This is a genomic window from Dolomitihabitans soli, from assembly GCF_022213955.1.
Classification (GTDB): Bacteria; Actinomycetota; Actinomycetes; order Streptosporangiales; family Streptosporangiaceae; genus Streptosporangium_A; species Streptosporangium_A soli.
The window spans coordinates 141,773-156,335 of the sequence record NZ_JAKNTW010000020.1 but is presented as its reverse complement, the minus strand read 5'-3'; the positions used below and the strand labels follow the sequence as shown (position 1 = coordinate 156,335).

Sequence of the window (14,563 nt, the reverse complement as noted above, 5' to 3'; positions counted from 1 at the left end):
GATGCCGTCCGTCGTCCTGATCGGGACCCTCGACACCAAGGGCCAGGAGTACGGCTGGCTCCGCGACCGGCTGCGCGACCTCGGCTGCGAGGTCGTCCTGGTCGACGCCGGAGTGGGCGAGCCTCGGGCGGACGCCGACATCGGCAACGAGCGGGTGGCCCGCGCGGCGGGGACCGACCTCGCCGCGTTGCGCGCCGCGGGCGACCGGGGCGCCGCGGTGACCGCGATGGGGGAGGGCGCGGCCACGGTGCTGGCCGGGTTGCACGACGCGGGCCGCCTCGACGGCGTCCTCGCGGTGGGCGGCAGCGGCGGCACCTCGATCGCGGCGCGGGCCGTACGCGACCTGCCGATCGGCGTGCCCAAGGTCATCGTGTCGACCATGGCGTCCGGAGACGTGTCCCCCTACGTCGGGGTCAAGGACGTGACGCTGATGTACAGCGTCGTGGACATCGCGGGCGTCAACCGGCTGTCCGGGGCGATCCTCGGGAACGCGGCGGCGGCGGTCGCCGGCATGGCCGCCGCCGGGCCGGTCGCCACCCGGGAGGGGGACGACCGCCCGCTGGTGGCCGCGTCGATGTTCGGGGTCACCACCCCCGCCGTGGACGCCGCGCGGGAGAGGCTCGACGAGCTCGGCTACGAGGTGCTCGTCTTCCACGCCACCGGCTCCGGCGGCCGGGCGCTGGAAGGGCTCGCGGCGAGCGGCCTGCTGGCGGGGGTGCTCGACCTCACCACCACCGAACTGGCCGACGACCTGGTCGGCGGCGTCCTGTCGGCGGGCCCGGAGCGGCTCACGGCGGCGGGCGCGAACGGCGTGCCGCAGGTCGTCGCCCCCGGCGCCCTGGACATGGTCAACTTCGGCCCGCGCGACACGGTGCCGCCGCGTTTCGAGGGCCGCCTGCTGTACGTGCACAACCCGACGGTGACGCTGATGCGGACCACGGCCGAGGAGATGCGCGAACTCGGCCGCCGGGTGGCCGCCAGGCTCCGCGACGCGACCGGCCCGGCCGCGTTGTTCGTCCCCCGTCGCGGCGTCTCCGCCCTCGACGCCCCGACCGCCGCCTTCTACGACCAGCAGGCCGACGCCGCCTGCTTCGAGGCCCTGGCGGACGGGGTGCGCGACTCCCGGGTCACGGTCGACGAACTCGACCTCCACATCAACGATCCCGGCTTCGGCCGCACCATGGCGGATCGGCTGCACCGAATGATCTCCGGCTCGGAAGGAGCCCCGTGAACAGGCAGGACATCCTCGCCGGGCTCCGCCGTACCGTCGCGGGCGGGCGGCCGATCATCGGCGCTGGCGCGGGCACCGGCCTGTCCGCCAAGTGCGCCGAGGCCGGCGGCGCCGACTTGATCATCATCTACAACTCCGGCCGCTACCGGATGGCCGGTCGCGGCTCGCTGGCCGGGCTGCTGCCGTACGGCGACGCCAACCAGATCGTCGTCGAGATGGCCGGCGAGGTGCTGCCGGTCGTGGCGGACACCCCGGTGCTCGCCGGGGTCTGCGGCACCGACCCGTTCCGGCTCATGCCCGAGTTCCTCGACCGGCTCGCCGCCATGGGCTTCGCCGGCGTCCAGAACTTCCCCACCGTTGGCCTGTACGACGGGGTCTTCCGGCAGCATCTGGAGGAGACCGGCATGGGCTACGACCTGGAGGTGCTGATGGTACGGCTGGCGCACGAACGGGACATGGTGACCGCCCCCTACGTCTTCGACCAGGACCAGGCGCGAGCCATGGCCGAGGCGGGCGCCGACGTCCTGGTCCCGCACGTCGGGCTGACCACCAAGGGCAGCATCGGCGCGAGCACCGCCCTGACCCTGGCGGCCGCCGCGGAGCGGGTGCAGGCGATGCGCGACGCCGCGGTGGCGGTACGGCCCGACATCCTCGTCCTCTGCCACGGCGGGCCGATCGCCGAACCCGAGGACGCCGCCTACATCCTGTCGCACACCGAAGGCGTCGCCGGCTTCTTCGGCGCCTCGTCGGTCGAGCGGCTGCCGACCGAACGCGCCATCACCGAGCAGGTCCGAGCCTTCAAAACCATGCAGAACTGAGGAGACACCGTGCATGTCACGCCCGACACCGTGCCCACGATGGCCTTCGACTGGGGATCCATCAAGTGGTTCGTCACGCCGTCCACCGTCGAGGGGGCGGGCTGCACCCTGGGCGAGGTCATCGTCAACCCCGGCCAGGGCCATGCCCGGCACAACCATCCGGACGCCGAGGAGATCATCTACGTGATCTCGGGCGAGGCCGTGCAGATGGTCGACGACGGCGAGCCGTTTCCGATCAAGGAGGGCGACACCGTGCACATCCCGGCGGGCGCCTACCACTCGACGTTCAACGCGACCTGGCGTCCGCTGCGCCTGATCGTCACCTACACGCCCGGCGGCGCGGAGAAGGCGCTGGAGGGAGCACCCGACCTGCGCCTGCACGCGGCCGGCGGCGTCGCGGAGTGGCGCCAGGCCTGACGAGCGTCGCGGCGCGGCCGATGTGACACGCGGCCCGCGCCCCAACCAACTGCGCCAGCCGTGACACGGGGCGCGCGTCCTCAATCATCTGCGCCGGGCCGTGACAGGCGGCCCGCGCCATCAACCATTTGCGCCGGTCGTGACACGCGGCCCGCGCTCTCAACCGTCTGCGCCGGGCCGTGACACGCGGCCCGCGCCATCAACCGTCCGCGCCGGTCGTGACACGCGGCTCGCACTCCCCAGCGGGGGCCGGGGTCATGAGGCGGGGACGGGGGCCATCTCGGCGGCCTGCCGCAGTGCCTGGACCATGCTGGCGGCGTCGGCCCTGCCGCTGCCCGCGATGTCGAAGGCGGTCCCGTGGTCGACGGAGGTGCGGATGACGGGCAGGCCGACGGTGATGTTCACCCCGGCCTCGATGCCGAGCACCTTCACCGGGCCGTGCCCCTGGTCGTGGTACATGGCCACGACCAGGTCGTAGTCGTTCCTGCCGGCGAGGAAGAAGAGCGTGTCGGCGGGGAGCGGGCCGCGGGCGTCGATGCCGTCGGCCCTGACCGCCTCGATCCCCGGCGCGATCTTCGTGGCCTCCTCGCCGCGGCCGAACAGGCCGTTCTCCCCGGCGTGCGGATTGATCCCGCACACCCCGATCCGGGGCTTCGGCACCCCCGAGCGGACCATGGCCTCGTGACCCCTGCGGATCGTCCGCTCCACCAGCGGCGGGTCGATCCGGTCCACCGCGTCGAGCAGCCCGAGGTGGGTGGTCACGTGGATGACCTTGAGCCGGGGCGCGGCCAGCAGCATCGAGACCTCCTCGGTGCCGGTCAGCTCGGCCAGCAACTCGGTGTGGCCCGGGTAGACGTGGCCGCCCGCGTGCAGCGCCTCCTTGTTGAGCGGCGCGGTGCAGATCGCCTGCACCTCGCCCGCGACGGCGAGCTCGCACGCCGCCTCGACGTACTGGTACGCGGCGTCGCCGGCCACTGCGGACACCTTCCCCCAGGGCAGGTCGCGGGGGAGCAGCCCGAGGTCGATCACGTTGATCCGGCCCGGCGTGAACGACGCGTCGCCGGCCGTCGCGACGGGCGTGATCTCCGGCCGCAGCCCGAGGATCCCCGCGGCCTGTTCCAGCCGGGCGGCGTCCCCGATGACGATCGGGCGGCAGCAGGCCGTGACCTGCTCGTCGAGCAGCGCCGCGACGATGACCTCGGGGCCGATGCCGGCGCCGTCGCCCATGGTGACGGCGATCAGAGGGGTGTTCAAGGGATGCGCCTCTCGTTCGTGATGGTCCGGGCGTGGCCCGGAGGCCGTAGCGCCCGCATGATCCGGGTGAGACTGTCCTGGCCGCCGAAGCTTCCCGGCCGGGTGACGACCGACCGGCCGTCCCCGGTGACGCTGTGGACCGCGCCCGGGTGGATCTCCCGCACCGGCCTGAGCGAGTTGACGCCCAGTGCCTGGAGCACCCGCCGCGCCGTCTCGCCGCCGGTCAGCACGAGATCGCAGGCGGAGATCGACGGGATGTCGCGGACCACGTCGGCCAGCTCGCCCGCGAGGGTGCGGGCCCGCTCCGGGACGAGCCCGCCGTCCGGGTCGATGGTCAGGACCGCCGGGCCCCGGTCGAGCGCGGCCCTGATCCGGCCCGGCAGCCCCGCGTCGGTCGCCGGCCCGCCGAGGGACAGCGGCAGGTGCGTGACCCCCATCGCGACCAGCCGCCCGACCTGCGCCCGCGCCCCCGGATCCGCCGTCCCCACCACGACCAGCAACCCTCCGGCCGCGCCTCCCCTCCGAACTCCGCGAGGAGCCACCGCGCCCTCGTGTTCTGTACGGCGGGCCGTACGGGACGCCTGGTCCGCGCCCGGTTCGCCGGTGTCTGGTTCGTCCATGTCCGGTTCGCCTGTGGTCGGTTCGTCCGCGGGCGGGCGGGCGAGGTGGCGGCCGAGGGCCGCGGCGAGGCCGCCGGAGCCGACCAGGGTGAGCCGGGGCAGGCCGATCGCGGCGGCGACGACGCGGTCGAGGTCGTCGTCGGTCTCGGCGTCGCAGATCGGGGAGACCCCGTCGGCCGCGGCGCGGGCCAGCCGCCGTGCCAGTTCCTCCTGGCCGGCACGCACGACGTCCAGGCCGATGAGGCGGGTGGGCAGCGGGCGCACCGCGCCGGCCACGCTCTCCGGTGCCGCCGCCCGCTCCAGGCGCCACGCCGCCGTCTCACGCAGCGGCACCCCGCCCACCCGGGCGACGCCGCCGACGACGGTACGGCCCAGGGCCGGCAGAGCCGTCGCGATGACGGCCACCCGCACGCCCGGCCCGTTCCCGGCGGGACGGCGCAGGACGGCGGTGAGTTCGGCGGCGAGGTTGCCGCGCAGGAGGGAGTCGACCTTCTTCAGAATGATCGACGAGTCGCGGGCGAAGCGGCCGAGGGCCGACCCGACCCGGGTGGCGGCGGCGGAGGGCGGCAGCTGCCGGCTGTCGGTGTCGATGACGGGGAGATCGCAGGTCGCAGACGGCACGACCACGCCGTCGTCGAGCACGATCTCCGTGCGCAGGGCGCGCACGATGAGATGGCAGGCGACCTCGGCCGCACCGGAGAGATCGTCGGCGACCGCGAGTACAGCGCGCATCCATCCTCACAACGGCTCGTGGAACAGGTGGTCAGGGCATCGCCGAGCGCGGGAGACGGCGGCGCGACGCGTGCATGACGCTATCCGCTCCGCGCCGCCCCTCCAGACGGCCGCAGCCGGGCGGCGGCTCACGGGCTGATGCGCAGCACCTGGACGTACGGGGTCGGCGGGTGGGCGGGGAGCGTCACCACCAGCGCGTCGTCGAGGGCCGTCCACCGCGTCGGGCCGGGCGAGCCGAGCAGGGTGACCTGGCTCGGGCCGCGGCCGAACAGGCCCTTCGCGGTGCCGAGGGAGTGGATGCGGACCACCCCGTCCTCGGGCCAGGCCATCAGGAAGGCGAAGAGGACCCCGTTCGACTGGGTGAAACGGATGTCGCGGGAGGTGTAGGCGAGGGCGGACTCGCGGGCGCGGTCGCCGGTGACCCTGGTGGGGCCCTCGCCGTACACCGTCCAGGGGCGGGTGCCGAACACGGCCTCGCCGCAGGTCCCGGTCCAGGTTTCGAGGGAGTCGAGGACGGCGGCGGTGGCGTCGTCCAGGGTGCCGTCGGGGAGCTGGGGGACGTTCAGCAGCAGGCAGCCGTTCTTGCTGACGGTGTCGACGAGCAGGTGCACGATCTCGCCGGGCGTCTTGTACCGCTCGCCGTCGTTGTAGAACCAGTCGCCGATGCTGGTGTCGTACTGCCAGGGCTCGGGGTCGAGGTCGCCGAGCTGGTGGCGTTCGACGTCGAGGAGCACGGCCCCGCGATCCTCCCGGGGGATCGTCTTGATGCTCACGGCGCTGTCGGGGACGTCGTTGTAGTAGCCGGCGAGGAACTCCAGGCCGCGTGGGCTGGGCGGGGCCGCGGTGCACACGCTGCCGTCGTCGAAGGGGAGCCGGGCGTCGTCGAGGTAGACCAGTTCGGGCCGGTGGCGGGTGGTGACGTCGCGGAGCCGGGCGTAGAAGTCGTCGATGAACTCGGCGTCCGGTTTCTCGCCGGGGCGGCGCGGCCGGCCGTACAGGGCGCGCGGGTCGAGGCCCTCCCACCAGGTGCCCCGGCCGTCCTCGGCGGTGAGATGGCCGTCGTAGGGCACGCCCGCGTGCGGTCCCGACTCGTCGGCGGCGAAGGCGGCGTCCAGCCAGCGCCAGGTCCAGGAGCCGGCGTGCATGCTCACGCCGAAGCGCAGTCCCACGGCGCGCGCGGCGTCGGCCCAGCGGCCGACGATGTCGCTGCGCGGGCCGACGTTGACGGCGTTCCAGGGCTGGTGGGCGGAGTCCCACAGGTCGAAGTTGTCGCAGTGCGCCGCCATGGAGACGAAGTAGCGGGCGCCGGCCCGCCGGAAGCGGTCCATCAGGTCCTCCGGGTCGAACCTCTCGGCCCGCCACAGGTCGCACAGGTCCTTGTGGCCGAACGTGGACGGATGGCCGTACCGCTCCCGGTGGAAGGCGGTCTGACGGGCGACGCGCTCGGTCTCGAAGCCCTCGGTGCCGTCATAGGGGCCGTACAGGTGACGGGCGTACCAGTCGCCCCTGCGCGCCGCCGACTGCGGTCCCCAGTGCGACCAGATGCCGAGCTTCGCGTCCTGGAACCAGCCCGGGATCCGATGGCGGCGCAGTGACTCCCAGTCGGGCCGGTACTCGGGTGCTTCGCTGCTGTTCACGGAGTTCTCCTCGATTGACGTTCCATGGGTGGCATGCCACCTTCGAGGCATGTCGATGCCGCATCTGGACAGAGTTTCCACAGGGACCGCCTACTACCACGAGTACCAGCCCCATGATCGGCTGGAGACGGATCTCGACCTGCTGGCCGAGTCGGGTCTGAAGCTGATCCGGGTCGGGGAGTCGGTGTGGTCCACCTGGGAACCTGAGGATGGAGTCTTCGATCTGGACTGGATCCTGCCGGTGCTGGACGGGGCCCGCGAGCGGGGCGTCCAGGTGCTGCTCGGCACCCCCACCTACGCGGTCCCGCCGTGGTTGCAGCGGGCGCACCCGGAGATCGCGGCGGTGCTGGCGGACGGTCGCCCGGTGCCCTGGGGAGGCCGCCAGGAGGTGGATTTCACCAATCCGGTATTCCGTCGGTATGCCGAGCGGCTGGTGCGTCGCATCGTGTCCCGCCACGCCGCGCACCCGGCGGTGGCCGGCTATCAGGTCGACAACGAGCCGGGGCTGCACCTCCTGCACAATCCCCAGGTGTTCGCCGGCTTCGTGGCCCGGCTCAAGGAGCGGTACGGGCGGGTCGAGGCGCTCAACGAGGCGTGGGGGCTCACCTACTGGTCGCACCGGCTCTCCTCGTGGGACGAGCTGTGGCGGCCGCCGGGCGACACCACCCCGTCGTACGACCTGGCCTGGCGTCGCTACCAGGCCGATCTCACGGCCGGGTTCATCGCCTGGCAGGCGGGCATCGTGCGGGAACTGGCCCGCCCCGGCCAGTACGTGACCACCTGCCTGGCCGTGACCCGGCCCGCCGTCGACGAGGTGGCGGTGACCCGCGCGCTGGACGTGACGGCCGGCAACGTCTACTACCTCGCGCAGGACGAGCTGGCGCTGCCCGACGAGGAACGGCGGCACGAGGGCGGCTGGTTCGGGCAGGGCGTCTGGCAGCTGTACCAGTCCGCGGACCGGCTGTGGGGCGCCGGGCAGGCGCCGTTCATGGTCACCGAGACGAACGCGGCGTCCATCGGCGGCTCGCACACCAACCACCCCGGCTACGAGGGCCAGTTGCGGCAGGTCGCGTGGGCGCTGGTGGCCCGCGGGGCGCGCCTGGTCCAGTACTGGCACTGGCACACGCTCCACTACGGCGCCGAAACCCACTGGGGCGGGCTCCTCGGCCACTCCCTCCAGCCGGGCCGCTTCCTGCGCGAGGCACGGCGGATCGCCGGGGAGTTCGACGTCGCGGGTACGGCGCTGCGGGGCCTGGTGCCCGACGCCGACGTCACGTTCGTCCGGTCGGTGGAGAGCGACTGGGCGCTGCAGTGCCAGCCGCCGCTCGCCCGCCCCGGCTCCCTCGCCCCCGACCCGCGCGCGTACGACCGGATCTTCGGCGCCTTCTACAAGGGCTTCTTCGACGCGGGGGCGCAACTGCGCGTCGTCTCCCCCGAGCAGCTCACCGGGTCGCCGGAGGAGCTGGCCGCCGCCCATCCCGTCCTGGTCGTCCCCGCGCTGTACGCGGCCGGCGACGCCGTACTCGCCCTGCTGGACGGCTACGCCCGGGCCGGCGGCCACCTGGTGCTGACCTTCCGCACCGGCTACGCGGACGAGGAGGCCCGCGCCAGGGCCGAGGTGGCGCCCGGTGCGCTGCGCGACGCGGCCGGCCTGCACTACCTGGAGTACGCGAACCTCTCCCGGCCGGTCGAGGTGCGAGCCGCCGACGGGTCCGGCCTGGAGCTCGGCGCGGGCGCGCACGCGACGGAGTGGGCGGACGGCCTCACCCTGGACGACGCCCGGCCGCTCGCCCACTATGTCCACCCGCACTTCGGGCAGTGGCCGGCCGCGGCGGAGAAGGAGTACGGGCGCGGGCGGGTCACCTACGTCGGCACGCTGCCCTGCTCGCGGTTCGCCACCGCCCTCGCCCGGCACGTCGCGCGCCCGTCCGCCCGCCCCCGCTGGGCCGGGCTCCCGCCGTCCGTGACGGTGACGTCGGCCCGTGACGCCGGCGGCGGGCGGATCTGGTTCGCGCACAACTGGAGCTGGGACCAGGTGCGCCTGACGACGCCCGAGCCCGTCTCGGACCTGCTCGGCGGCGGCAGACTGGCGGCGGGGGAGGAACTGCGGCTGGACGGCTGGGACGTGCGGGTGCTCGCCGCCGGCGGGTGATCCCCGAAGGGTCATGAAAGGATCCGCAGCCGGAAGGCGAACGTGCCGGCCAGGGGGTGCAACCGGTGCTCGGGGAGCGGCCCGGGGCCGCAGGAGGCGCTGCCCAGCCCGTGCTGGCCGTGGTCGAGGTGGAGGTGGACCCGGCCGTCCGGCACCAGGTCCGTGGGGTGCGCGGCCGCTTCGAGGGCCTCGGCGCCCCACGGCCGCGCCGTCAGCCCGAAGTGCGGCGACGGGCCCGCGCCCGCCACCCGCAGCCCGGCCCCGGTCGCCGGATCGGTGAGCTCGGCCCACCGTACGGCGGCGCGGCGGCCGTTCTCCTGGGGGACGACGTACGGCGTCTGCAGGCCGGCGACCGTCGCCGTGAACAGGCCCACCCGGGCCGCCTGTTCGCTGTCCGGATACGCCTCACCGGGGCCCTTGCCGTACCAGCGGACCCGGTCGAGGCCGCCGGGCAGCGCGAAGCGCACACCGAGGCGCGGGAGGGTCAGCTCCTCCCACGGACCTTCGGGGGCGACGTGGACGGCCAGCCGCAGCCCGTCCCCTTCCGGCGTCCACTCGTACCGGACCCGCAGGCCGTGCGGCAGCCCGGCCGGGGCCGCCCGCATCTCGGCGATCAGCCCGTCCGGCCGCTCCTCGACGCGCACGGTACGCGTGACCATCCGGTCCAGACCCGCGGCCAGCCAGGTGCGCAGCACGGAGTTGTCCCCCATGCCGCGGTCGTTGTCGGTGGGCGCGCGCCAGATGTCGAGGTGCGGGCCGTCGAGCGGGAGGCCGCCGAGGGCACGGAGCGCGCCGGTGCGGGGATCGAACTCCGCGCCCGCACGCTTGAGCCCGCCGCCGGACGCGCCCGCCTGCTCGGGTTCGTCGCCGGATTCCGTGCGCCGGGCGGCGGAGGGGGCCACCCGCGCCTGCTCCGGGGCGGCCTCGTGCCCGGCGGCGATCCGTGCCTGCGCCCAGGCGACCTCGTGCCCGGCGTCGGCCCACGGCGTGCCCGCCGCGAGCACCGCCCGGACCGTCAGCCACAGTTCCCCGGCCGGCCGGTCGGGAACGGGCAGCCGGGGCAGGGGGAGGTCGGCGGACTGCCGGGCGGCCACGTGCGGGACCTTCAGCTCGCCGTACCCGATCGGGACGCCCTCGTCCTCAAGGGTCCAGGCGAACCGCAGGTGGGACAGGTCGCACACGTCATGGCGGTTGCGGACGCGGACGCGCCCGTCGGCGGCGGACACCTCGATGCCGACCGGCTCGACGGCCTTCCCATAGGCGGCCAGCCCAGGCGACGGCGTCCGGTCGGGGAAGACCAGGCCGTCGATGCAGAAGGTGCCGCCGTGCGGAGCGTCGCCGAAGTCCCCGCCGTACCCGAAGAACTCCCGCCCGTCCTCGGTACGGCGGCGCAGGCCGTGATCCATCCACTCCCACACGAACGCCCCCGCGCAGCGCGGATGCTCCTCGAGCACACGCTGGTAGTCGGTCAGCGATCCCGGGCCGTTCCCCATGGCGTGCGCGTACTCGCACAGCAGGAACGGCAGGGCACGCCGGCGTTCCTCCAGTTCGGGCCGGTCGGCGGTCTCGGGCGGCGCCTCCTCCTCGTGGCGTCCGATGCGGGCCACCTCGTCCACGGGGGCGTACATGAGGCTGTAGAAGTCGGAGTGGCGGTAGGTGCGGTCGCGCTCGTAGTGGAGGGGGCGTGACGGGTCGCGGTCACGGGTCCAGCCGGCGAGGGCGGCCAGGTTGCGGCCGTCGTCGCTCTCGTTGCCCAGCGACCAGATGACGACGCTCGGATGGTTCTTGTCCCGCTCGACCATGCGGCGCACCCGGTCGAGCAGCATCGGCTCCCAGCGCGGGTCGTCGAGCGGGTTCCCCTGGAAGCCGGAGTAAATGAAGCCGTGGGTCTCGATGTCGCACTCGTCGACGACCCACAGGCCCAGCTCGTCGCACAGGTCGAGGAAGGCGGGGTGCGGCGGATAGTGGGCGGTGCGGACCGCGTTGATGTTGTGCCGTTTCATCATCAGCAGGTCCTCGCGCAGGGTGGCGAGGGGCACGGCCCGTCCGTGGTCGGGGTGGTGCTCGTGGTGGTTGACGCCGCGCAGCAGGACGGGGACGCCGTTGACGGTGAACCTGCCGTCCCGGATCGCCACGGTGCGGAAGCCGATGCGCAGCCGGATCCGCTCGTGGTCGGTGAAGAGCTCCCCGTCGTACAGCGTCGGGCTCTCGGCGCTCCACGGCTCGACGCCGGGCAGGGTGAGGGGCTCCCCGGCCGGGTGCCGCGTGACGCCGAGCCCCGGAACGGTCAGCAGGGCCGGCACGTCGGTCTCGACGCGCAGCAGCCCGTGCCCGTCCCGGTAGCCGGCGTGGACGAAGAAGTCGTCGATGCCGCCCGCCGGACGTTCCAGCACCGTCACGTCGCGGAAGATCCCGGGCAGCCACCACATGTCCTGGTCCTCCAGGTAACTGCCGGAGGACCAGCGGTGCACCCGTACGGCCAGCACGTTGCGGCCGGCGCGCAGGGCCGGGGCCGCCTCGAACTCCGCCTGCAGCCGGCTGCCCTTGGAAGTGCCCAGTTCCCGGCCGTTGAGCCAGACCCGGAAGCACGAGTCGACGCCGTCGAAACGCAGCACGCTGCCCGCGACGCGCCAGCCGTCCGGCAGGTCGAAGACGTGCCGGTGGTCGCCGGTCGGGTTGTCGTCCGGCACGTACGGCGGGTCGATGGGAAACGGGTAGGCGGTGTTGGTGTACCTGGGCACGCCGTGGCCGTGCAGCACCCAGTGCGACGGCACCGGCAGCCGTGACCAGCCGCCGCCGGGCTCGTCGGGGCCCAGGAAGTCCAGCGGCGCCCCGTCCGCGGTCGGCGAGAGGCGGAAGGACCAGTCACCGTTCAGGCTCAGCGATCCGGCGTCCGACAGGGCGTGGGCACGCGGCGCGCGGCGGCCGGTGCCGGGTTCGAGGTCCTCGTAGTACGCGGCCATCTTCTCCCCTGGAGACGTCACGGTGTGCCTTCGGTTTCCGCCCACCGGCCGGGCACGCTGAACTCCCAGCTCCCCGGGGCGACCTCGCGCAGGTCCCGCCCGCCGTCCGGCAGTGGCAGCTCGACGCGTGACGGCCCGCCGGGCGGCAGCGTGACGGTGAGCCGGAACTCCTCCGCGCCGCGGTGCCAGGTGGCTCCGGCCCGGCCGCGCGGGGTGTCGTACCAGGCGCTCGCGTACGTGAGGTCGCCGACCGGGCCGGGCCGGATGACGATGCGCTCGTAGGCGACCGAGTCCGCCGCCTGCCGGATGCCGGCCAGCGAGGCGGTGAACCATTCGGCGGCGGCGCCGAGCATGAAGTGGTTCTGCGAGGAGCCCCGGGTCGGCCCGTCCCAGCGCTCGGTCAGCGCGGTCGCGCCGTGCGCGAGCTGGTAGCCGTAGCTGGGACTGTCGGTACGGCTGAGCAGGTCCCACACCACGTCGTCGCGGTCGTGCGCGGACAGCACCCGCAGCAGCGAGGGGAGCGCGATCTCGCCGACCGTGACGTGGTTCCCGGCCGCGCGGACGCCGGCGACGAGATGGGCGACGACGGCCGCCCGCTCCTCCTCCGGCACCACGCCCATCTCCAGCGCGAGCGCGTCGCAGGCCTGGCTGCCGGTGGCGTAGGTGTGCCGTTCGGCGTCGAAGAACGCGGCGTGGAAGGCGCGGGCGACGCGGGCGGCGAGCCGCCGGTGGTCCGCCGCGTCGTCGTCCTCGCCGATGACCTCGGCGATCCCGGCGAGGGCGGTGGCGATGGCGTGGTAGGCGAACGTCGCGGTGACCGCCTTGGGCGTCGAGTCGTCGAACGCGATCCAGTCGCCGAGCCCGTGGTGGAGCAGGTCGCCGTCGGCTCGCGAGCGCAGGTGGGCGAGGTAGCGCAGCATGTGCGGGTAGTGGGCGCGCAGGGTGGCGGTGTCGCCGTAGGTGCGGTAGAGGTGCCACGGCGCGAGGACGATGGCGCCGCCCCAGTTCGGGTCGTCGCGGAACTTGTCCTCGAAGACCGTGTACTCCGGGGCGATGCCGGGGACGAGGCCGGTCTCGGTCTGCGCGTCGGCCATGTCCCGCACCAGCTTGCGGTAGTACGCGGCCACGTCGTAGCCGTACGCCACGGCGGGGAAGACGAGGTGCGTCTCCTCCAGCCAGCCGAGTTTCTCCCGGTGCGGGCAGTCCGTGAGGACGCTGTACATGTTGCCCTGCACGGCCCGGTCGATCAGCCGGTGGACGCCGTTGAGCAGGTCGGACGAGCAGGTGAAGCCCCCCGCCCGCGCGTTGGCCGCCCGCAGCACGAGCCCCCGCACGGTGTCCAGCGTGGGCGGCTCGGGGAGCCCTTCCACCTGGAGGTAGCGGAAGCCGTGGTAGACGGTTCCCGGCTGCCACACCTCCGTGGTCCCGTCGCCGCGCAGGGTGTAGCGGTCGTAGCAGGGGGTGCCGGTGAAGCGCTGGTTGACGGTGCCGTCGGCGGACAGGAGTTCCGCCGGGTGGATGACCACCGAGGTGCCGGCCGGTCCCGCCACCCGTAGTCGCGGCCAGCCGGCGATGTTGACGCCCAGGTCGAAGACGTACACCCCGGGACGCGGTTCGATCATCGAGACGGGCACGACGGTGTCCACCACCTCGATGGGCGGATGGGCCCGGGCGGTGAGCAGCCGCGGCCCGTCGAGCGGCGCGACGACGGCGGGCAGCCAGCCGCCGAGGTCGGCGTCCGGGGTGTCCCAGCCCGGCAGTTCGAGCCGGGCGTCGTACTCCTCGCCGCCGAACCACGCGGAGAGCGTGACGGGACCGGGGGCGGTCCGCCAGTCGGGGCCGGTCACGACCGTGGTGGACGTCCCGTCGGCGTACTCCGCGCGCAGCAGCGCGAGCACTCTGGGCTGCCCGTGGCTGACGCGGAGCTTCTGGTAGCGGCCGGGTACGTCGGGGACGTGCGCGATGCCGTTGCCGAGGCGCACGCCGACCGTGTTGGCGCCGGCCCGCAACGCGTCCGTGACGTCGTAGGTGGCGTACAGGAGACGCTTGTCGTAGGCGCTGTAGCCCGGCTCCAGCACGGCGCGGCCCACCTCGGCGCCGTTGACGGACGCCTCGAACACGCCGAGGGCGGTGGCGTACAGGCGGGCCCGCACCGGCCGGTCCGCCAGGTGGAAGTCTCCTGCGAGCAGCGGCATCCGGGCGTCCAGATCGGGTGCGGTCACCCACTGCGCGCCCTCCCAGTCGGCGGCGGACGGCAGGCCCGTCTCCCAGACGGCGGCCTCGCTCCACGGCGAGGGCCGGCCGGCCGTCCAGACGCGCACCCGCCACCAGACCCGCTGCCCGGCGCCGGGCGTCTTGCCGCCGTAGCGCACATCGGTGTGGCGCTCCCCGTCCACCCGCCCGCTGTCCCACAGGTCGGCCTCGCCCGAGGCGAGCGGTTCCGGGCCGGTGGCGGCCTGGACGCGGTACGCCTGCTGCCGGCCGTACGTCGGCTGCCAGGACAGGCCGGGATGCTGGTCGTCGAGGCCGAGCGGGTCCGTGAGGTATCCGGTTTTCAGGGCATGTGGTGCGGTGGTCACGGTGTCACCCTCACTGGTATGCCACCTTGTCCGGTGGATGACCTCGACCGTAAAACGGCTGCTGTGGCCGGGTCAACACCTCTTGACTACGTTCGATGCCATGCCTAGCGTTCATGTCGGGCGCGCTCGCAAGCGTTCATCCCGGTTACGAGACGGCGTT

At 73.8% G+C, this 14,563-nt stretch carries 9 protein-coding genes; 4 read left to right on the top strand and 5 right to left on the bottom strand.

The genetic code is table 11. The features are described 5' to 3' along the window. The first annotated feature begins 1 nt into the window (after position 1). The 3 genes from MBA17_RS32325 to MBA17_RS32315 are packed head-to-tail and all read left to right on the top strand — an operon-like array spanning position 2 to position 2,466. Positions 2-1,231: a Tm-1-like ATP-binding domain-containing protein gene (locus MBA17_RS32325; RefSeq protein WP_238500588.1), complete on the top strand. Its 1,230-nt coding sequence runs from the start codon at positions 2-4 to the stop codon at positions 1,229-1,231. After that, positions 1,228-2,049: a phosphoenolpyruvate hydrolase family protein gene (locus MBA17_RS32320; protein ID WP_238500587.1), complete on the top strand. Its 822-nt coding sequence runs from the start codon at positions 1,228-1,230 to the stop codon at positions 2,047-2,049. The genes MBA17_RS32325 and MBA17_RS32320 overlap by 4 nt, the downstream gene beginning before the upstream one ends. 9 nt (positions 2,050-2,058) lie before the next feature. Continuing rightward, a complete protein-coding gene (locus tag MBA17_RS32315) occupies positions 2,059-2,466 on the top strand; it encodes a cupin domain-containing protein (protein ID WP_238500586.1) in 408 nt (135 codons plus the stop codon). A 255-nt stretch (positions 2,467-2,721) separates the two neighbouring features. Here the strand turns inward: MBA17_RS32315 and pdxA are convergent, their stop codons facing one another. The 3 genes from pdxA to MBA17_RS32300 all read right to left on the bottom strand — a co-directional run bounded on the left by pdxA (position 2,722) and on the right by MBA17_RS32300 (position 6,709). Next, the gene (pdxA, locus tag MBA17_RS32310) at positions 2,722-3,720 is read right to left on the bottom strand and encodes a 4-hydroxythreonine-4-phosphate dehydrogenase PdxA (RefSeq protein ID WP_238500583.1); all 999 of its coding nucleotides are present in this window, start codon (positions 3,718-3,720) and stop codon (positions 2,722-2,724) included. Next, complete coding sequence (locus MBA17_RS32305) at positions 3,717-5,072, bottom strand: four-carbon acid sugar kinase family protein (protein WP_238500581.1); 1,356 nt, start codon at positions 5,070-5,072, stop codon at positions 3,717-3,719. Before MBA17_RS32305 ends, pdxA begins: the two co-directional genes overlap by 4 nt. A gap of 128 nt (positions 5,073-5,200) precedes the next feature. Then, the gene (locus MBA17_RS32300) at positions 5,201-6,709 is read right to left on the bottom strand and encodes an alpha-L-fucosidase (protein ID WP_238500579.1); all 1,509 of its coding nucleotides are present in this window, start codon (positions 6,707-6,709) and stop codon (positions 5,201-5,203) included. A 49-nt stretch (positions 6,710-6,758) separates the two neighbouring features. On the opposite strand from MBA17_RS32300, the gene MBA17_RS32295 reads away from it, so the two are divergent. Beyond that, on the top strand, positions 6,759-8,861 hold the full coding sequence (locus MBA17_RS32295) for a beta-galactosidase (protein WP_238500577.1): 2,103 nt from the start codon (positions 6,759-6,761) through the stop codon (positions 8,859-8,861). A gap of 11 nt (positions 8,862-8,872) precedes the next feature. On the opposite strand, the gene MBA17_RS32290 is transcribed toward MBA17_RS32295, so the two are convergent. Further along, positions 8,873-11,845: a glycoside hydrolase family 2 TIM barrel-domain containing protein gene (locus MBA17_RS32290; protein WP_455432899.1), complete on the bottom strand. Its 2,973-nt coding sequence runs from the start codon at positions 11,843-11,845 to the stop codon at positions 8,873-8,875. After that, complete coding sequence (locus tag MBA17_RS32285) at positions 11,842-14,403, bottom strand: family 78 glycoside hydrolase catalytic domain (protein ID WP_238500575.1); 2,562 nt, start codon at positions 14,401-14,403, stop codon at positions 11,842-11,844. Before MBA17_RS32285 ends, MBA17_RS32290 begins: the two co-directional genes overlap by 4 nt. Between the last annotated feature and the right edge of the window lie 160 nt (positions 14,404-14,563).